This is a genomic window from Streptomyces sp. R33 (assembly GCF_041200175.1).
Taxonomy (GTDB): domain Bacteria; phylum Actinomycetota; class Actinomycetes; order Streptomycetales; family Streptomycetaceae; genus Streptomyces; species Streptomyces katrae_B.
Map to the genome: position 1 here is coordinate 6,726,573 of NZ_CP165727.1, position 19,139 is coordinate 6,745,711.

17 protein-coding genes and 2 pseudogenes are annotated in these 19,139 nt (G+C 73.0%); 12 read left to right on the forward strand and 7 right to left on the reverse strand.

Translation table 11 applies throughout. The features are described 5' to 3' along the window. Positions 1-22 precede the first annotated feature (22 nt). The 7 genes from AB5J51_RS30915 to AB5J51_RS30945 all read left to right on the forward strand — a co-directional run bounded on the left by AB5J51_RS30915 (position 23) and on the right by AB5J51_RS30945 (position 9,437). Positions 23-889 (forward strand): RNA methyltransferase, encoded by an 867-nt coding sequence (locus tag AB5J51_RS30915; protein ID WP_053785990.1) that lies wholly within the window; start codon positions 23-25, stop codon positions 887-889. Between the two features lie 55 nt (positions 890-944). Then, positions 945-2,147, forward strand: coding sequence for a PAS domain-containing sensor histidine kinase (locus AB5J51_RS30920; protein WP_078987269.1), 1,203 nt, complete (start codon positions 945-947; stop codon positions 2,145-2,147). Between the two features lie 162 nt (positions 2,148-2,309). After that, positions 2,310-3,437, forward strand: a complete 1,128-nt coding sequence (pheS, locus tag AB5J51_RS30925) for a phenylalanine--tRNA ligase subunit alpha (RefSeq protein ID WP_133899914.1) — start codon at positions 2,310-2,312, stop codon at positions 3,435-3,437. Then, positions 3,437-5,965, forward strand: a complete 2,529-nt coding sequence (gene pheT, locus AB5J51_RS30930) for a phenylalanine--tRNA ligase subunit beta (RefSeq protein WP_053785992.1) — start codon at positions 3,437-3,439, stop codon at positions 5,963-5,965. The genes pheS and pheT overlap by 1 nt, the downstream gene beginning before the upstream one ends. A 141-nt stretch (positions 5,966-6,106) precedes the next feature. Then, positions 6,107-7,168, forward strand: a complete 1,062-nt coding sequence (locus AB5J51_RS30935) for a PP2C family protein-serine/threonine phosphatase (protein ID WP_369779135.1) — start codon at positions 6,107-6,109, stop codon at positions 7,166-7,168. Between the two features lie 344 nt (positions 7,169-7,512). Next, positions 7,513-8,853, forward strand: a complete 1,341-nt coding sequence (locus tag AB5J51_RS30940; RefSeq protein WP_053785994.1) for a hypothetical protein — start codon at positions 7,513-7,515, stop codon at positions 8,851-8,853. Positions 8,854-8,906: 53 nt separating this feature from the next. Beyond that, positions 8,907-9,437: an NUDIX hydrolase gene (locus AB5J51_RS30945; protein WP_053785995.1), complete on the forward strand. Its 531-nt coding sequence runs from the start codon at positions 8,907-8,909 to the stop codon at positions 9,435-9,437. Between the two features lie 21 nt (positions 9,438-9,458). Here AB5J51_RS30945 and AB5J51_RS30950 read toward each other — a convergent pair whose 3' ends face one another. Beyond that, positions 9,459-10,352, reverse strand: a complete 894-nt coding sequence (locus tag AB5J51_RS30950; RefSeq protein ID WP_051832333.1) for a 3-hydroxybutyryl-CoA dehydrogenase — start codon at positions 10,350-10,352, stop codon at positions 9,459-9,461. 154 nt (positions 10,353-10,506) lie between these two features. Between AB5J51_RS30950 and AB5J51_RS30955 the strand changes: the two genes are divergently transcribed. After that, positions 10,507-11,790: a glycoside hydrolase family 10 protein gene (locus tag AB5J51_RS30955; protein ID WP_369779136.1), complete on the forward strand. Its 1,284-nt coding sequence runs from the start codon at positions 10,507-10,509 to the stop codon at positions 11,788-11,790. Between the two features lie 48 nt (positions 11,791-11,838). On the opposite strand, the gene AB5J51_RS30960 is transcribed toward AB5J51_RS30955, so the two are convergent. Then, a complete protein-coding gene (locus AB5J51_RS30960; RefSeq protein ID WP_030294415.1) occupies positions 11,839-12,036 on the reverse strand; it encodes a DUF1918 domain-containing protein in 198 nt (65 codons plus the stop codon). A gap of 60 nt (positions 12,037-12,096) precedes the next feature. Continuing rightward, the gene (locus tag AB5J51_RS30965; RefSeq protein ID WP_369779137.1) at positions 12,097-13,044 is read right to left on the reverse strand and encodes a DMT family transporter; all 948 of its coding nucleotides are present in this window, start codon (positions 13,042-13,044) and stop codon (positions 12,097-12,099) included. On the opposite strand from AB5J51_RS30965, the gene AB5J51_RS30970 reads away from it, so the two are divergent. The 3 genes from AB5J51_RS30970 (at position 13,043) to AB5J51_RS30980 (ending at position 15,920) form a co-directional block, all read left to right on the forward strand. Continuing rightward, positions 13,043-14,488 (forward strand): PLP-dependent aminotransferase family protein, encoded by a 1,446-nt coding sequence (locus AB5J51_RS30970; protein WP_369779138.1) that lies wholly within the window; start codon positions 13,043-13,045, stop codon positions 14,486-14,488. The genes AB5J51_RS30965 and AB5J51_RS30970 overlap by 2 nt on opposite strands. A 31-nt stretch (positions 14,489-14,519) precedes the next feature. Next, positions 14,520-15,095, forward strand: coding sequence for a histidine phosphatase family protein (locus AB5J51_RS30975; protein ID WP_053785999.1), 576 nt, complete (start codon positions 14,520-14,522; stop codon positions 15,093-15,095). 63 nt (positions 15,096-15,158) lie between these two features. After that, positions 15,159-15,920, forward strand: coding sequence for an N-acetyltransferase (locus AB5J51_RS30980; protein ID WP_369779139.1), 762 nt, complete (start codon positions 15,159-15,161; stop codon positions 15,918-15,920). Between the two features lie 120 nt (positions 15,921-16,040). Here the strand turns inward: AB5J51_RS30980 and AB5J51_RS30985 are convergent. Together AB5J51_RS30985 and AB5J51_RS30990 are read right to left on the reverse strand one after the other, a co-directional pair. Then, a pseudogene (locus AB5J51_RS30985) lies at positions 16,041-16,166 on the reverse strand (AraC family transcriptional regulator); the annotation flags it as partial. After that, a pseudogene (locus tag AB5J51_RS30990) lies at positions 16,167-16,307 on the reverse strand (AraC family transcriptional regulator); the annotation flags it as partial. A 290-nt stretch (positions 16,308-16,597) separates the two neighbouring features. Here AB5J51_RS30990 and AB5J51_RS30995 point away from each other — a divergent pair. Beyond that, positions 16,598-17,692: a barstar family protein gene (locus AB5J51_RS30995; RefSeq protein WP_369779140.1), complete on the forward strand. Its 1,095-nt coding sequence runs from the start codon at positions 16,598-16,600 to the stop codon at positions 17,690-17,692. A 106-nt stretch (positions 17,693-17,798) separates the two neighbouring features. Here AB5J51_RS30995 and AB5J51_RS31000 read toward each other — a convergent pair whose 3' ends face one another. Together AB5J51_RS31000 and AB5J51_RS31005 are read right to left on the reverse strand one after the other, a co-directional pair. Further along, on the reverse strand, positions 17,799-18,197 hold the full coding sequence (locus tag AB5J51_RS31000) for a DUF5958 family protein (protein ID WP_266723651.1): 399 nt from the start codon (positions 18,195-18,197) through the stop codon (positions 17,799-17,801). Between the two features lie 45 nt (positions 18,198-18,242). Next, positions 18,243-18,737 carry a hypothetical protein gene (locus AB5J51_RS31005; protein ID WP_369779141.1) on the reverse strand — a complete coding sequence of 165 codons (495 nt, stop codon included), beginning with the start codon at positions 18,735-18,737 and terminating at the stop codon, positions 18,243-18,245. Positions 18,738-19,139: the final 402 nt, after the last annotated feature.

The following is a 19,139-nucleotide window of genomic DNA, read 5'->3' on the forward strand; positions in this document are numbered from 1 at the left end:
GCACGGAAGCGAGCCGACCGCCATGGGTACCCCCGCCCCCGCCGAGCTGATCTCCCCCCGGTCCCCGCGGGTGGCCGCCGCCAGGCGACTGGCGCGCCGCAACTTCCGCACCAAGGAGCGCCGGTTCATCGCCGAGGGCCCGCAGGCCGTCCGCGAGGCCGTCGAGCACCGGGGCGCGGGCGGCGCATCGACCCTGATCGAGCTGTTCGCGACCGTCGAGGCCGCCGAGCGCTACGCCGGGATCATCGACGCCGCGCTGGCCGCAGGCGCGCGCGTCCACTACGCCTCCGACGAGGTGCTCGCCGAGGTCTCGCAGACCGTCACCCCGCAGGGGCTCGTCGGCGTCTGCCACTTCCTCGACTCGCCGTTCGAGGACATCCTCGAGGCCGGGCCGAAGCTCGTCGCCGTCCTCGCCCACGTCCGCGACCCCGGGAACGCCGGCACGGTGCTGCGCTGCGCGGACGCCGCCGGAGCGGACGCGGTCGTGCTGACCGACGCCTCCGTGGACCTGTACAACCCGAAGTCCGTACGGGCCTCCGTGGGCTCCCTGTTCCACCTGCCGGTGGCGGTCGGCGTCCCCGTGGAGCAGGCCGTCGAGGGGCTCCGGGCGGCCGGCGTGCGGATCCTCGCCGCCGACGGGGCCGGCGAGGACGACCTGGACGCCGAGCTCGACGCGGGCACCATGGGCGGCCCCTCGGCCTGGGTCTTCGGCAACGAGGCGTGGGGTCTGCCGGAGGAGACCCGGGCGCTGGCGGACGCCGTCGTACGCGTCCCGATCCACGGCAAGGCCGAGAGCCTGAACCTCGCCACGGCCGCCGCGGTGTGCCTCTACGCGTCCGCGCGTGCACAGCGGGCTCCCGGAGGGTGCCGCTCCGTGACCCCCAGCTAGTAATGTGGCGGCCCGGGGGCCCACTGCGCTACTCGGAGATGTGGGGTACGGGGACATGACCGTCGGTACGAACAGCTCGCCCGGGGCCGTCAAGGCGTCCGGGACGCCGTCCCTGGCGGCCGTGCCCCCGCAGGCCACGGGCCGCGCAGGACCGGCCGCAGCCGAACCCGGCGACCCCTGCGAGTTCGCCGGGATCGGCGTCGAGCCCGACGACCTGCCCGACGGGCTCGTCGTCGCCGACGACACCGGCCGGGTGATCTGCTTCAACTCCGCCGCCGCCCGGATCACCGCGCTGGCCCCCGACGCGGCGCTCGGCGCACGCATCGACCGGGCGCTGCCGCTGGAGGACCTCGACGGCCGCCGCTGGTGGACACTGACCGACCCGTACGGGGGCCTCGCCACCCGGCGCGGCCAGCCCGAGCGCAACCTCCTGCTCCCCGGCGGCCGCGAGGTGCTCGTCTCCGCCCGGTACGTGCGCACCCACCCCACCGGGCCCGTGTGCCGCCTCGTCGTCACCCTGCGCGGCACCGAGGCCCGCCGCCGCACCGAACGCAGCCACGCCGAGCTGATCGCCACCGTCGCGCACGAGCTGCGCTCGCCGCTGACCTCGGTCAAGGGGTTCACCGCGACCCTGCTCGCCAAGTGGGAGCGGTTCACCGACGACCAGAAGCGCCTGATGCTGGAGACCGTCGACGCCGACGCCAACCGCGTCACCCGGCTGATCGCCGAGCTCCTCGACATCTCCCGCATCGACTCGGGCCGCCTGGAGGTGCGCCGCCAGCCGGTGGACATCGCCACCGCCGTGGGCCGCCACGTCCAGGCGCTCACCGCGAACGGCCAGGCACCCGACCGGTTCCTCGTACGGGTCAGCTGCTCGCTCCCCGATCTGTGGGCCGATCCGGACAAGATCGACCAGATCCTCGGCAACCTCCTCGAAAATGCGGTGCGGCACGGCGAGGGAACGGTCACCATCGACGTATCGCCGACCAGCATGACGAACGCTGCGGGCAAGACCGAGAAGGGAACCGCCGTCACCGTGACCGACGAGGGCCCCGGGATCCCCGAGGAGTCGATGGGCCGCGTCTTCACCCGCTTCTGGCGGGGGAGCAAGCGCGGCGGCACCGGCCTGGGCCTGTACATCGTCAAGGGCATCGTGGAGGCGCACGGCGGCACCATCACGGTCGGCCGCGGCCCCGGCGGCGGCGCCGAGTTCCGATTTATCCTGCCCGTGGGGGCGCCGGCCTACCTCACGCAGTGACCCTGCGGAGCGTCTCGCCAGGCGGCCCACGGGCTCCTTCACCCCCAGCGACCTTTAGACTCGTCCTTTGGCACCTTTGGGCCCATGTCCGAATCGGTCGATCGAACTGTCGAGCAGATCGCGCGGGGCTCCACCAGCCAGCCATCGGAAGTACGGGAAGAGATGTCGGCACCGAACAAGTCGTACGACCCTGTCGAGGTCGAGGCACTGAAACCGGAAGAGATCGAGCGCATGCGGGACGAGGCGCTCGCCGCCTTCGCGTCCGCCGGCGACCTCGACGCGCTGCGTGAGGCGAAGACCGCGCACATGGGCGACCGCTCGCCCCTGGCGCTCGCCAACCGCGAGATCGGCGCCCTGCCGCCGCAGGCCAAGGCCGAGGCGGGCAAGCGCGTGGGCCAGGCCCGCGGCGCCGTGAACAAGGCCTTCGGGGCCCGCACGGTCGAGCTCGAAGCGGAGCGCGACGAGCGGGTGCTGGTCGAGGAGGCCGTGGACGTCACGCTGCCGTACGACCGCGTCCCGTCCGGCGCCCGGCACCCCCTGACCACGCTGATGGACCGCATCGCGGACATCTTCACGGCCATGGGCTACGAGGTGGCCGAGGGCCCCGAGGTCGAGGCGGAGTGGTTCAACTTCGACGCCCTCAACTTCACGCCCGACCACCCGGCGCGCCAGATGCAGGACACCTTCTTCGTCCAGGGGCCCGAGGGCACCGAGGGCGACGAGTCCGGTGTCGTGCTGCGCACCCACACCTCCCCGGTGCAGGCGCGCTCGCTGCTCGACCGGGAACCGCCCGTGTACGTGGTGTGCCCGGGCCGGGTGTTCCGCACCGACGAGCTCGACGCGACGCACACCCCGGTCTTCCACCAGGTCGAGCTGCTCGCCGTCGACGAGGGCCTGACCATGGCCGACCTCAAGGGCACCCTCGACCACATGGTCCAGGCGCTCTTCGGCAAGGACATGACCACCCGGCTGCGCCCGAACTTCTTCCCGTTCACCGAGCCGTCCGCCGAGATGGACATGCAGTGCTACGTGTGCCGCGGCGAGTCGGTGGGCAACCCCGACCGCCCGTGCCGCACCTGCTCCAGCGAGGGCTGGATCGAGCTCGGCGGCTGCGGAATGGTCAACCCCAAGGTGCTCATCGCCTGCGGTGTGGACCCCGAGAAGTACAGCGGGTTCGCCTTCGGGTTCGGCATCGAGCGGATGCTGATGTTCCGCCACAACGTCGAAGACATGCGAGACATGGTCGAGGGTGACGTCCGGTTCACCCGGCCGTTCGGGATGGAGATCTGATGCGGGTCCCGCTTTCTTGGCTGCGGGAATACGTCGACCTGCCTGCGGGCACGACCGGTCGTGACGTACAGGCCAAGCTCGTAGACGCAGGCCTCGAGGTCGAGAGGGTCGAGCAGCTCGGCGCCGGCCTCAAGGGCCCCCTCGTCGTCGGCCAGGTGCTGACCATCGAGGAGCTCGAGGGCTTCCGCAAGCCGATCCGTTTCTGCACGGTCGACGTCGGCCAGGCCAACGGCACCGGCGAGCCGCAGGAGATCGTCTGCGGCGCCCGGAACTTCTCCGTCGGCGACAAGGTCGTCGTGGTCCTGCCCGGCGCCGTCCTGCCCGGCGACTTCGCGATCGCCTCGCGCAAGACGTACGGCCGGACCTCGCACGGCATGATCTGCTCCGGCGACGAGCTGGGCATGGGCGACGACGGCACCCACGGCATCATCGTGCTCCCCCCGGAGCACGAGGTCGGCACCGACGCGATCGAGCTCCTGCAGCTCGTCGACGAGGTCCTCGACATCGCCGTCACCCCGGACCGCGGCTACTGCCTGTCGATGCGCGGCGTGGCCCGCGAGACGGCCACCGCGTACGGCCTGCCGCTGCGCGACCCGGCGCTGCTCGACGTGCCCGCGCCGAACTCGTACGGCTACCTGGTCAAGATCGACGACCCGGCCGGCTGCGACCGCTTCACCGCCCGTACGGTGACCGGCCTCGACCCCGAGGCGAAGTCCCCGATCTGGCTCACGCGGCGCCTGCAGAAGGCCGGCATGCGCCCGATCTCGCTCGCCGTCGACGTCACCAACTACGTGATGCTCGAACTCGGCCAGCCGCTGCACGCCTACGACCGCTCCCGCCTGGACGGCGCCATCGGCGTCCGCCGGGCCGAGCAGGGCGAGAAGTTCACCACCCTCGACGGGGTCAAGCGCACGCTCGACTCCGAGGACCTGGTGATCACCGACAACAGCGGGCCCATCGGCCTCGCCGGCGTCATGGGCGGTGCCAACACCGAGATCGCCGACTCCGTGACCGACCCCGAGACCGGTGCCGTCACCGGCACCACGGACGTCGTCATCGAGGCGGCGCACTTCGACGCCCTGACGATCTCCCGCAGCGCCCGCCGCCACAAGCTCGCCTCCGAGGCCTCCAAGCGCTTCGAGCGCGGCGTCGACCCGCAGGCGGCCTCCGCGGCCGCGCAGCGGACCGTCGACCTGCTGGTGCTGCTCGCGGGCGGCACCGCCGAGGCCGGCGTCACCGAGCTCACCGCCCCGGGCGCCCCGCGCACCATCGCGATGCGCGCGGACCACCCGGACCGGGTCGCGGGCATGGACTACGGCCGCGAGACCGTCGTGCGCCGCCTCCAGGAGGTCGGCTGCGACGTCTACGGCCAGGACGAGCTCGTGGTGACCGTCCCGTCGTGGCGCCCCGACCTCGCCGAGCCCAACGACCTCGCCGAAGAGGTCATCCGGCTCGAGGGCTACGGGAACCTCCCGTCGACCCTGCCGCAGCTGCCCTCCGGCCGCGGTCTGACCGCCCGGCAGCAGCTGCACCGCCGGGTCGGCCGCGCGCTGGCCGGTGCGGGCTACGTCGAGGCGCTCAGCTACCCGTTCGTGGGCGAGGGCGTCTTCGACCAGCTCCAGCTGCCCGCGCACGACGCCGCCCGCCAGGTCGTCAAGCTGGTCAACCCGATCTCCGACGAGGAGCCGGCGCTGCGCACCACGCTGCTGCCGGGCCTGCTGGGCGCACTGCGCCGCAACGACAGCCGGGGCAGCCACGACCTCGCCCTCTTCGAGACGGGCTCGGTCTTCCGGGCCGGTCCGCGGCCCGGTGTCGCCGTACGGCTGCCCGTCGACCGGCGTCCCACGGCCGAGGAGATCGCCACGCTGAACGCCGCCCTGCCGGCCCAGCCGCGGTACGCCGCGGTCGTGCTGGCCGGTGCGCGCGAGCAGGCCGGCTGGTGGGGCAAGGGCCGCCCGGCCGACTGGGCGGACGCGGTCCAGGCCGCGCGCTCGCTGGCCGTCGAGGCCGGGGCCGAGCTCGTCGTGCGCCAGGGCCAGTACGGGCCGTGGCACCCGGGCCGCTGCGCCGAGCTGCTCGTCACCCTGGACGGGGTGGAGACGGTCATCGGCCACGCCGGCGAGCTGCACCCGCGCGTCGTCAAGGCCATGGGCCTGCCGGCCCGCACCAGCGCCATGGAGCTCGACCTGGACCGCCTCGCGGCGGCCGGGGGCGGCGCCGTGCAGGCGCCCCGGATCTCCACCTTCCCGGTGGCGACCCAGGACGTCGCGCTGATCGTGGACGCGTCGGTCCCGGCCGCCTCGGTCGAGGCCGCGCTGCGCAAGGGCGCCGGCGAACTGCTGGAGTCCCTGCGGCTGTTCGACGTGTTCACCGGTGAGCAGGTCGGCGAGGGCAAGAAGTCGCTGGCGTACGCGCTGCGCTTCCGCGCGGCCGACCGCACGCTGACGGCCGAGGAGTCCACGGCCGCCCGCGACGCGGCGGTGGCGCTGGCCTCCGAGCGCACGGGCGCGGTGCTGCGCGGCGCGTAACCGCTGCCCGGCTCGATGCCTGAGGGGCGTATCCGGTGGTCCGGATGCGCCCCTCACTCATTCGGGTGAGAACGCCGGTGGCCCGTGTCCACGGGTGCGGGCGGTCGACAGAATCGTTGCGGCCGAGGGGAGGCCGGAACGATGATCACGTGCGCGGAGATGCCCCGGGTGCGTCGGGTGTGCGTCCTCGCATGGGGCGGCGCCGCGGTGTCCTGGGAGCTGTCCACCCCCGGGCGGCTGGGCACCAGCCTGGCCAGCTGCGCGGCGTTCCTGTTACTGGCCGCCGGGTGTGCACTGCACATCCGGCGGGGGCTGATGGCGGAGCTGCGGCGCTCGCAGGAGATCGCGGACGCGGCGCAGCGGGTACTGCTGCGGCCGCTGCCGGGGCGGATCGGCGGCCTGACGCTGGCGGCGGCGCAGCTGTCGGCGAGCCGGGGCGCGGCGGTGGGCGGCGACCTGTACGAGGCCGTGCCGACGGCGTACGGGGTGCGGGTGGTGATCGGGGACGTACGGGGGCACGGGCTGCCGGCCCTGGGCGCGGCGGCGGCGGTGCTCGGGGCGTTCCGCGAAGCGGCGTACGACGAGCCCGCGCTGGGCGGCGTCCTCGTCCGGATGGAACGGGCCCTGGCCCGGCACGTCCGGGATCCCGGGGGGCCGTCGGAGGAGTTCGTGACGGTGCTGCTGCTCCAGATCGTGGAGGACGGCTCCGTGACGGCCCTGAACTGCGGCCACCCGTGGCCGTACCTCCTCCGCGAGCCGCAGCCGCTCGAACCCTGCGGGGCCCGTCGGTCGGCCCCGCAGGCGTTCGAGGCGCGGGGTCCGGGGCGGAGCCCCAGGTCCGGCAGGGGCGGGGTGGGGAAAGGCTCCGCTCGGCGGGTCACGGACGTCCGGACCTTCGACGGGGGTGAGACGTTGCCGCCGCTCGGGGTGGTGCCCGTGCCCGACGGGCTGGCCGGAGCCGACTGCGGGCACCTGTGGCCCGGCGACGTGCTGTTCCTGCACACCGACGGCGCCGAGGACGCACGGGACCCCGCAGGGCGCTTCTTCCCCCTGCGCAGCGTGCTCGCGGAGCGACCCGCGGACACGCCCGCGCGGCTGGTCGCGGGCGTGCACGCCGCACTGCTGCACCACACCCGCGGGCAACTCACCGACGACGTCGCCCTGCTGGTGCTGCGCAGCGACCGTAGCGACCGCAGCCGCTGAGCCGGAAGGAACCGCACACCGGGCCCGGTGGGAGGGCCCGGCGCGCGTTCCGCGGCCCCCTGCCGGGGCCCGGCGACCAACCGGGCGCCGGCGGAGCCGGAGCGCGCCGCCCGCCTGCCATGGAGTGTCGGGCAGACAGCAGAGCGGGCGGCGCGGTGCGGGTCGTCGCACTGTACGAGGGGGAGCCGACGACCCGAGCTGCCTCTTTGGCGAGGCTCTTAAGTGAACCGCTCCCAGGGCTCGTTGCGGCAGGGTGCGTATCGCATTTATGCGCGTACTAGGTTCACACCCCGTGTGAACCGCGCACCCACTAGCCTGAGACCGAAGAGCCCTTGGAGGGGCCCATGCAGCCCAATGCCCTGCTCGACGCCCTCCTCGCCGAGGCGGGCATGTCCCACGCCGGACTCGCGGCGCACGTCAACCAGGCAGGCCGGTCCCGCGGACTGGCCCTGCGCTACGAACACACCGCCGTCACCCGGTGGTTGAAGGGGCAGCGGCCGCGCGGCCAGGTGCCCGACCTGATCTGCGAGGTGCTCGGAGGCCGGCTCCGGCGCCCGGTGTCGCTGGACGACGTCGGGTTCGGCGTGCCCGGCCAGCCCGTGTCCGCGCACGGCTCCCCGCTCAGCGGCTTCGTCGACCGGGCCGCCGCCCTGTGGCGTTCCGACGAGCAGGGCCGGTTCCAGCTGCTCACCGCCGAGGCCGTCACCGGGACGCCCGCCGTGATCCCGGTCTGGGAGTGGGAGAACCCGCCCGAGGACGCGGACGTCTCCCGCGACGGGCCGAACCGGATCGGGCCGGAGCACATCGAGATCCTGCGGGCCGCCCGTGCGCACTACGAGCTGATGTACCGCCGGGCCGGCGGCGTGGCCACCCGGGCCCGGATCGTCCGCTTCCTCGGCAGCGAGACCGCGCCCATGCTGCGCGGGAGCTACCCCGACGGGCTCGGCCGCCAGCTGCACCGGGCCACCGGGTCCCTCGTGGCGGTGGCCGGGATCTGCGCGTACGACTCGGACGCCCACGGACTCGCCCAGCGGTACTTCCACCAGGCGCTGCGGCTCGCGAAGGCGAGCGGGGACCGGGGGCTGGGCGCCTACGTCATCGCGCTGATTGTCAACCAGTCGCTGCACCTGCGGGAGTACCGCCAGGCCGTCGCCTTCGCCGAGGCAGCGCTGCGCGCCGCCGGCCTGCACACCACTGCGGCCCTGACCGCCGACCTGTACGCCATGCAGGCCAAGGCGTACGCCCAACTCGGCGACACCGCCGCCGCATTGGGCTGCATCCGGCACGCCGAGGCGGCCGCCGAGCGGATCCGGCCCGGCACGGAGCCGGACGAGACGGGGTACGTCCAGCCCGGGCTGGTCAACGTACAGGTGGCCGAGGCGCTGCTCAGCCTCGGCGACCTCGACGCGGCCCACGAGCAGGCGACCGCGGCCGTCGGGACGCCCGCGCACGACCGGGGGCGGGTCCACCGGCTGGCGATGCTGTGCGAGATCCAGCTGCGCCAGGGCGAGGCGGACCGGGCGGTGGCGGCCGCCGCGGAGATGGCCGAGCGGGCCAAGGGGATGGAGTCGCTGCGGCTGCGGGACCGGCTGCGGGCGGTCCGCGAACAACTGCTGACCAGCGGATGTTCCGGCGCGGAGGAGACGGCGCAGCTGATCGACGGGGCGCTGCGCGTTCCCCTGTGACGGCGTGAACTGCTGCCATGTTGCCACCTACTCGAACGGAAGGTGGCACAACCGTGCAGTGGACGAATCTGAGTGAGCAGACCGTGTACAAGAACCGCTGGTTCGACGTGAACCTCGCCGATGTGGAACTTCCCGACGGCCGGCACCTGGACCACTTCGTGATCCGGCTGCGGCCGGTCGCCGTCGCCACGGCCGTCAACGAGGCCAACGAGGTGCTGCTGCTGTGGCGGCACCGGTTCATCACCGACAGCTGGGGCTGGGAGCTGCCCGCGGGCGTGGTCGAGGACGGCGAGGACATCGCGGACGCGGCGGCCCGGGAGATGGAGGAGGAATCGGGCTGGCGGCCGGGGCCCCTCCACCACCTGATGACCGTCGAGCCGGCCAACGGGCTGACCGACGCCCGCCACCACCTCTACTGGGCGGACGGCGCGACGTACATCGGGCACCCCGAGGACGATTTCGAGTCCTCGCGCCGCGAGTGGGTGCCGCTCAAACTGGTGCCGGACATGATCGCGCGCGGCGAGGTCCCGGCCGCCAACATGGCGGCCGGGCTGCTGCTCCTGCACCATCTGCGGCTCGGCTAGCGCGGGCCGCGGGGCGCGGGGTCAGCCGTACGGGTAGAAGCCCGAGCCGGTCTTGCGGCCGAGGCGGCCGGCGTCGACCATCCGCTGGAGCAGCGGGGGAGCGGCGTACAGCGGCTCCTTGTACTCGGCGTACATCGAGTCGGCGATCGAGGCGATCGTGTCCAGGCCGATCAGGTCGGAGAGCTTGAGCGGACCCATCGGGTGGGCGCAGCCCAGCTCCATGCCGTTGTCGATGTCCTCGCGGCTGGCGATGCCGGACTCGAACATCCGGATGGCCGACAGCAGGTACGGGACCAGGAGCGCGTTGACGACGAAGCCGGACCGGTCCTGGGCGCGGATCGCGTGCTTGCCCAGGACCTTCCCCACCAGGGCCTCGGCCCGCTTGATGGTCTCGTCGCTCGTGGTCAGCGCCGGGATCAGCTCGACGAGCTGCTGCACCGGGGCCGGGTTGAAGAAGTGGATGCCGATGACCTGGTCGGGCCGCGAGGTCGTGACGGCCAGCTTGACCAGCGGGATCGAGGAGGTGTTGGAGGCGAGGATCGCGTCCGGGCGGGTGATCACCTGGTCGAGGACCTGGAAGATCTCGGTCTTCACCTGCTCGTTCTCGACGACGGCCTCGATGACGAGGTCCCGGTCTGCGAACTCGCCGAGATCGGTGGTGAAGGTGAGGCGGGCCAGGGTGGCGTCCCGCTCCTCCTCGCTGATCTTGCCGCGTTCGGCGGCCTTCGTCAGGGAGTTGTGCAGCCGGGTGCGCCCGATCTCCAGGGCCTCGCCGGTGGTCTCGGCGACCTTCACCTCGAGGCCGCTGCGCGCGCACACCTCGGCGATGCCCGCGCCCATCTGGCCACAGCCCACTACGCCGACTCGAGTGATGTCGGAAGGGAGGTCAGTCACTTCGTGCCTTTCGCTGCTCATCCGTCGGCGGGTCCCCCGTTCGTCGCAGTGGTAACTGCTTTCCGGCGCCCGCCACGCCCCACGACGTTACCCCCGACCTTGACCATGCCGGGGGGCCGGGGCGGGCATGCTGTCACACGCAGGGCAATGTCACGGAACGGAACGGAGTCGTCACATGACGTACATCGGACGGCGGGGGCTGCTGGCGGGGGCTGCCGGGCTGCTGGCCGCGGCGGGCGCGACGGGCGGGGCGGGCCCGGCGCGGGCGGCGGGGACGACGGGCCCGCCGCGTGCGGCCGAGGCGGTGCGGGGGCGCGGCCGGCGGAGGGAGGAGACCGCCGAGTTCCGCGCGATGTGGATCGCCTCTGTGGAGAACGTCGACTGGCCCTCCGAGAGCGGGCTGGACGCCGAGGGCCAGCGGTCCGAGCTGACCGGTCTCCTCGACACCGCCGTCGCCCGCCGCCTGAACGCGGTGATCCTCCAGGTCCGGCCGACCGCCGACGCCATGTGGCCCGCTGCCCGGGAGCCCTGGTCGCAGTGGCTGACCGGGGAGCAGGGCGAGGACCCCGGCTGGGACCCGCTCGGTACGGCGGTCGCCGAAGCCCACGCCCGTGGGCTGGAACTGCACGCCTGGTTCAACCCGTACCGGGTGGCCAACCACACCCACCCCGAGCGCCTGGCCGAGGACCACCCGGCCCGGCGCAACCCCGGCTGGACGGTCCCGTACAACGGGAAGCTGTACTACAACCCCGGTCTGCCCGAGGTGCGCGCCTTCGTGCAGGAGGCCATGCTCGACGCCGTCTCGCGCTACGAGGTGGACGGGGTGCACTGGGACGACTACTTCTACCCGTACCCCGCCGAGGGGCAGTACTTCGACGACGACGACGCGTACGCCCGCCACGGCGGCGCCTTCGCCTCCCGCGCGGACTGGCGCCGCGACAACACCGACACGCTGGTCCGCGAGATGTCCCAGCGGCTGCGGTCGATCCGCCCGGAGGCGCGCTTCGGCGTCAGTCCCTTCGCGGTCTGGCGCAACAGCGACCGGGACCCGCTGGGTTCGCCCACGCAGGCGGGCGTCGAAACGTACGACGACCTGTACGCCGACACCCGCAAGTGGGTCCGGGAGGGCTGGATCGACTACATCGTGCCGCAGGCGTACTGGCAGATCGGCCACCCGGCCGCCGACTACGCGAAGATCGTGCCCTGGTGGGCGGACACCGTCGCCGGCACCGGCGTGGCGCTGTACGTGGGCGAGGCGCTGTACCGCTGCGACCGCAACAGCTCCACCCCCGAGTGGCGCGATCCGGCGGAGCTGTCGAAGCACCTGACGTTCGCCCGCCGATACCCCGAGGTCCGCGGCCACGTCTACTTCTCGGCGAAGCAGGTGGTCGCGGACCCCAATGGAGCGATGGCCAGGGTCGTTGCCGACCATTACCCGACGGCGGTGCCGCCGCGCTGAGGCCGCGTCGGCCGTGTCAGCCGCGTCGGCCGCGTGGGCCGTGTCGCATCAGTGCGTGGGCTCCGTCGGGTGCTTGACGACGCAGTCCGGGCCCGGGGACATGACTGCCTCGTGACCGTCCGAGAAACGGACCCGGTAGGGCGGGGTGCCGTTCTCGCCGAGTACCTGAGTGATTTCACCGACCTTGTCGTGCTGCCCCACGATCCTGCCGTGCTGCACCAGCTGGTCGCCCTCGGTCGCGCGCATACTGACCTCCTCGGAGGCGGTCTGGATCCGGTGACAGCAGTTTACGGCGGATTGTGCGGTTTAAGCCCGTTGGGTCACGGCGATGCAGACCAGGGCCGCGCAGGCGGCGGCCGGCGCGGCGGGGGAGAGGTGCTCGCCCAGCAGCGCCACCGACCAGACGAGGGTCAGCAGCGGCTGGGCGAGCTGGAGCTGGCTGGCCCGCGGGGCGCCGATCTCGGCGATGCCGCGGTACCAGACGTACAGGCCGAGGAAGGTGGAGCCGGCGGCCGCCCACACCAGACCGGCCAGGCCGTGGCCGGTCACGTGCACGGGCTCGTACGCGAGCCCCAGCGCCGAACCGGCCAGGCCCAGCGGCAGGCACGCCACCAGCGCCCAGCCGATGACCTGCCAGCCGGGCAGGACGCGGGCGAGGCGCCCGCCCTCGGTGTACCCGGCCGCGCAGACCAGCAGGGCCCCGAAGAGGTAGCCGTCGCCGGCCGAGACGGCGCCGCCGCTCTGGGCCAGGGTGAAGCCGAGCACGACGGCGGCTCCGGCGACGGCCGCCGCCCAGAACCGGCGCGAGGGGCGGGCCCCGGTGCGCAGCGCGGACAGGGCGGCCGTGGTGAGGGGGAGAAGGCCGACCACGACGGCGGCGTGCGAGGTGGTTGACGTGGTCAGCGCCAGGGTGGTGAGCAGCGGGAAGCCGATGACGACCCCGGCGGCGACGACGGCGAGGCCCGCCCAGTGCTCGCGGGCGGGCAGCGGTACGCGGCCGGCCAGCAGGAAGCCGCCCGCGATCACGGCCGCGAGCACGCTGCGCACGGCGACGAAGGACCAGGGGCCGAAGCTCTCCAGGCCCCAGGCGGTGGCGGGGAAGGTCAGCGAGAAGGCGACGACGCCGAGCGCGGCGAGCGCGGTGCCTCCGGTTGCCCGGCGGGCCCGGCGGGCCGGGCGGGCGGGGCGGGCAGGGCGGCCCGGGCGGTCAACCGCTATCGAGGTCGGGAGAGTAGCGCTATTCTTGGCTGTCATGTACGAGCGTAGCAGCGTGGCCGAACTGGCAGAATCCCTGCGATCGGAACTCAACCGCTACTCAGTGGGTGGAAAGCTCCCCTCGAGCCGCGCCCTCGTGGAGCGCTTCAGGGTCAGCCCCGTCACCGTCTCCCGCGCCCTCGCGCAGCTGGCCGCCGAGGGGCTGGTCGTCACCCGGCCCGGCGCCGGGGTGTTCCGGGCCCGGCCCAGGACGGCGGAACCCGCGCCCGGGGACACCTCGTGGCAGGAGGTCGCCCTCAGCGCGGAGGGCGACGGCGAGATCGTGCCCCGCTCGGTGGACGCCTCCGGGGTGCTGGCCTGTCTGGCCGCACCGCCGTCCGGGGTGATCGGGCTCAACAGCGGCTACCTGCACCCCTCCATCCAGCCCGAGCGGGCCATGGCCGCCGCGCTCGCCCGGGCCGGGCGCCGCCCCGGGGCCTGGGAACGGCCGCCCATGGAGGGGCTGCCCGAGCTGCGCGACTGGTTCGCCCGGGAGATCGGCGGAGCCGTCGCGGCCGCCGACGTACTGGTCACCGCAGCCGGGCAGAGCGCGCTGACCACCGCCCTGCGGGCGCTGGCCCCGCCCGGGGCGCCCGTTCTGGTGGAGTCCCCGACCTACCCCGGGCTGCTGGCCATCGCCCGCGCCTCCGGATGCCGGCCGGTGCCCGTCCCGGTGGATGCCGAGGGGGTCCGGCCGGAGCTGCTGGCCGCCGCCTTCGAAGCGACCGGGGCGCGGGTGTTCGTATGCCAGCCGCTGTTCCAGAACCCGACCGGCGCGGTGCTGGCTCCCGCGCGGCGGGCCGAGGTGCTGCGGATCGCGCGGGCTGCCGGGGCCTTCGTCGTGGAGGACGACTACGCCCGGGCCCTCGGCCACGACGACGCCGCTCCGCTGCCCCCGACGCTGGCCGCCGAGGACCACGACGGGGTCGTCGTGCACGTCCGGTCCCTGACCAAGGCCACCTCGCCCAGCCTGCGGGTGGGCGCGCTCGCTGCCCGCGGCCCCGTGCTGGACCGGCTGCGGGCCATCCAGATCGTGGACAGCTTCTTCGTGCCCCGGCCGCTGCAGGAGGCCGCCCTGGAGCTGGTCGGCGCGCCCGCCTGGCCCCGCCACCTGCGGGCCGTCGCCGCCGAGCTGCGCCACCGGCGGGACGTGCTCGCGGGCGCGCTGCGCCGGGAGCTGCCGGGGCTCACCCTGCCCCATCTGCCCTCGGGCGGCTACCAGTTGTGGGCGAGGATGGCCGAGGGCGGTGACGACACGGCCTTCGCGACGGCGGCCCTGCGCGCCGGGGTCGCGGTCGCCGCGGGCCGCCCGTACTTCTGTGCCGAGCCGCCCGGACCGTACGTACGGCTCAGCTTCGCCGGGGTGTCCGGCGCGGGGGAGCTGAACGAGGCCGTACGGCGGCTGCGCAGCGGGGCCGGCGACGCCGCCGGTCCAGGCGCTTGACCCCGTGCGGCATGCGGCACACCATCGCCGCATGAGTGTTCGGGTTTCGCTCGTTGCCGCAGCCCGTGGTTCCTCGCTGCTCGCCGAGCGCTTCGACGACGACCGTCCGCTGGACGGGGCGGGCTGGCGCGCGGTCGAATCCGCGGCGCGCGGGCTCGTGCCCCTGGGCGCCGCCGATCTCCGCTACTGCTCGCCCAGCCCGCGCAGCCGGGCCACCGGGCAGGCCCTCGGGTACGCCCCGCTCGCGCAGCCGGCGCTGCGCGACTGCGACATGGGCCGATGGCGGGGGCTGACCCTGGCCGAGGTGGCGGAGCGCGAGCCCGGAGCGGTGGACCTCTGGCTCACCGACCCCCTGGCCGCCCCGCACGGCGGCGAATGCCTGCTCGCGTTCATCTCCCGCATCGGCGGCTGGCTGGACACCCGGCCCGCCGACGACGGGGGCGCGATCGTGGCGGTGGCGGAGCCCTCGGTGGTCCGCGCGGCGCTGGTGTACGCGCTGAAGGCCGCCCCGCTGACCTACTGGAACGTGGACGTCCGCCCGCTCTCCACGATCACCCTGACGGGCCGCTCGGGCCACTGGCACCTCTCCCTCCAGGCGCCTGCCTAGGGGGCTCCGCGCGACACCTCAAAACGGTGGAACCGCATCCGTCCACCGCCCTAACCTGCGGCCATGACCGCAATACAGATCACCACTCTCGCGCAGCGACCCGAACTGGCCGAACGGCTCTGGGACATGAAGGACACCTGGCCGGAGTTCGCCCAGCACGACTCGGTCGCCTGGCTCCTCTACCCGCGGATGGTCAAGGAGCTGGCCGACTACGTCCTGGTGGCCACCGACGGGGATGCGGTGATCGCCCGCGGGTTCAGCGTGCCCTTCGCGCAGCATGCGCCGGGCCGGGACGGGGCGCTGCCCGCGCAGGGCTGGGACCGGGTCCTCATGTGGGCCTTCTCCGACCTGCGGCGCGGGATCGCCCCCGACACGGTGAGCGCCATCGAGATCACCGTCGCCACCGACCGGCTCGGCGAGGGCCTGTCCGGGCGGATGCTGGCCGCGATGCGGGACAACGCCCGCGCCCGCGGGTTCGCCGAGGTGGTGGCCCCGGTCCGGCCCAGCGGCAAGCCGGCCGAGCCGGACACCGCGATCGAGGAGTACGCGTACCGCACGCGCGAGGACGGTCTGCCGTACGACCCGTGGCTGCGGGTCCATGTGCGCGCGGGTGCGGTGATCGACTCGGTGGCCCCGCTGTCGATGACGATCACCGGCTCGCTCGCGCAGTGGCGGGAGTGGACCGGGCTGCCCTTCGATGCGACGGGCCCGGTCCTGGTGCCGGGAGCCCTGGCCCCGGTCCGCTGCGAGCTCGAACAGGGCTACGCGGTGTACGTGGAGCCGAACGTCTGGGTCCGCCACGCGCTGGACCACCGCCCGGCGTAGGCGGCTGCGTCCCGCCCACACCCGGTCCGCACGACCCGGGTGTGACCGAGTGCTCCGGCCGGCCCGGAACGCCGGCCGAAGCACTTGCGCACGCCTGCCCCGGGGGGCTTGCTGCTTCGTTCAGCCGTGCTCGGGTTCCACCGGGAGCCACAGTTCGGCGTCGGCCTCGGTCTTGTCCGGCGACAGGCGGGTGCGCAGGATCTCAGGACCGCTGCGGCCGCGGTACGGGTTCGACGGGAACCACTCGGGGATGCCCGCGAGCGCGGAGAACATCCGGCGCAGGTGGTACTCCGACGTGGCCGCGATGCGTGCCGGCTCTTCCACCTCGATGTCCTGGTCGAGATGGCGCTCGATGTGCTCCATGGCCTGGTTCAGCCGCTCCAGCACGCCCGGTCTCCTTCCTCTTGACGACCACCACGCTAGGCAGCGCCCGCCATGCCGGACCCGACATCTTGTGCCCGATCAAGTCGGGTGCACGAGGCGTCGGGCCACGCCCGTCGCTCGGACAGGCTGACTCAAGCGCTCAGAGGCCGGCCGAAGGGCCCCGTCACACCCTTGTGACTGAGCGCTTCAGATGGCGCCATCCGCCAGATCGAGCGCCCAGCCTCCATCCGGCCCGGAACCGTCCACCGTGACCGACCTCGAAAAGAGCTTCACGGACTACCCCTGGTCTGGGCATGATTCCCACCGTGCATGTGGACAGGGGCCATCGCGGGCAGGGACGGTACGCGCTGACGGACACAGGAAGCGGCCACGTCTGGGGCGTCTGCGCCGAGGTGGAGGGATTGTTCCGGGAACCTCTGCGCGGGACGTACGAGCTGTTCGGCTGGGTTCCGGATGGAGCTGAGGTCCCGCGCGGCTGGGTCGGTAGCAGGGTGTGGCTGGTGCCCGAGGACAGGACGCTCGATGCCTGGCTGCTGGAGGACGCGGAGAGTCTCGGGCAGTACCTGGGGACGGACGGTCTTGTGCTCACCGGTCTGGACGACTACGTGGGCCCGCCCGAGGGGCACCGGGGGCCTGTCCGGCTGCACGACGGGTACCGGTGGCTGGGTTCCTGCCGGGAGTTCGCCCGCGTCCTGCCGCCCGAGCAAGTGGAAGCTCCTCTCGCCCTGCGGGGGCTTGCCCCGAGTGATCGGCTACGGCGGGCACTGGCTACGGGCACCAGGCACACGCTGGACCTGGAGGAGGTCTGGCTTGAGATACGGGGCGACCGGGGCGAACCGCTCACCGATCGGCTGCTGCGACCCAAAGTCCGTACGTGGCAGCCGTCCTCCCGCGGGACGGAGCTGATTGATCTGGAACTCGACGGATACCTCGCACCCGTACCGGGATACGCCCGGCCAGTATGGGAGCGCTGGCTTGCCGGCCCGCCGGACGCCCCTGGTGCTTGGGCCGGGCTCGAGACCCGCCAGCGTGGGGCCTGGCTCGATCTCGTCCGGGAGCGGGGCTGTCGGCTCAAGCACCAGGACCGGGCCGGACACGCGTACGAGCTGGATGGCCGGCACATCACGGACGAACCGGGCCTCTACCTAGCACTCGGCGAGGCCGTCAACGGGCCGGGCGGCTACTTCGGTGGCTGCTTGGACGCCCTCGTGGACTGTCTGCGCGGCAACTTCGGCTATACCGCTCCCGCGACCTTGGTCTGGCGGGACGCTGCGACTGCTCGCGAGCACCTGTCCCGCGTCCTGGCGCCAGAGGGTGAGCAATACGACCTAGTCGCCCTGGTGATCGAAGTTCTGACCGAGGGCGGGGTGCACGTGACCCTCACGTGAACTGGCCGAGCTGCCGCGGTAGTGACTTCAACGCTGCTGCCGGTCCGTTGGGCTACGTACGCGCCTAATACGGGAGCCCAGCTGGGCGCTGATGCCGACGGAGGGATCAGTCAGCGGCGGACAGCCTGTGCCACCAGTGACTGCAACCGTTTGAGCAGTAGCGCTCGCGGCGTCGTCCGTCGGCGATTGCGAGCACCGCGACCAGCAGCCGGAAGGCCTTCCGGCGTTCGTCGCGGGGAGTCAGAGAGGCGATCTTCCCCAGTTGATCGTCTATCCGACCACGCGTGATCAGCACCGCCGGCGTGTGCGTCGGGCGCAGACCGGCACGGTGGATGCCCTCCGGTCCGTCCTCGGCGACGGCACGTGCCTGGACACAGTGGTGGCGCAGAAACAGCAGGGCCTCGGACTGCTCCTCTGGGGCGAGTGCGTCGAACCATGCGATGCCCTGTGACATCGGGCGGAGCCCCTGGGCAAGCTCGTTGAGTATGACGTCGCGTTCGGTCACGCCGGTCTCCCATCGGGCAAGCGGCGCTTCGCCGCGGAGTCGAGGTCAGTGGAACCAGGTAACGAGTCGCACATGCTCTGCTCCATGGAGTTCGCTGAGTGTCCGCATCACGCTCCAGACCGGCCCCCAGTGGGTTTCGTTTCCGGCGACCGATTCTCGGCTTCGCGTGCCGGAGCTGTCTGTTTCCTGCCAGTCGGTCGAGGCGAGCTCGGCCCACGTGATCCATGTCGTGCCGTGGGTGTCAGGAGATCCGCCGTACGCGGCGTACTCGGTCTGGAGCCCCTCGGACGCGTCGCTCGGAAAGCCGCGGCTTTCGGCCAGAGGGCGGAAGCCGAAGTGGTTCCGGATGCCGAAGAGGCAGGCGAGGGCGTCGTAGGCGTTGCCGTTGTTGAGTAGGAAGAGGTCGATGGCGGCGTGCCACACGGAGTCCTCGTCGTCGGGGCCCCAGAGGCGGGCACCTGGCTGGCACTCGATCATCCCGCTGACTTCGGTAGACATGCACGCATTGATCAGGTGGCCGGGCCGGACGTCGACCAGCACCGCAGTCCCCCGCAGCAGCACCAGGTAGTCCGGCGTGTGATTCTCACTCCGTCTCCGGTAGTGAACCTGAGCTTGAACGGCTGGGACAGCACCTCCTCGACTCCGCCCAGGAAGTCCAAGGCCAGCAGCAGACGACGCTCGGCCAGACTCTCGAAGCCGTGCGTCCGACCCGTGGCCACCATGTACTGCAGCCCGGGGCGGTGCCGCTGCCGTGCCCGCCAGGTAACCCGTGTGTCGGCATCGAGGCGAGCGCCGGAAAGTCGGCCAGGTCCTGGACCGAACAGATGACCCCCGCCCCGGATGTCTTCCACGCCGCCGTCTACCGCCGGGCCCACCCCGGCCCCGTCTCCAGCCGCCCGAAGCCCCCGGGGCGATGGTGTACGGCGCGACGAGATCGTCCAA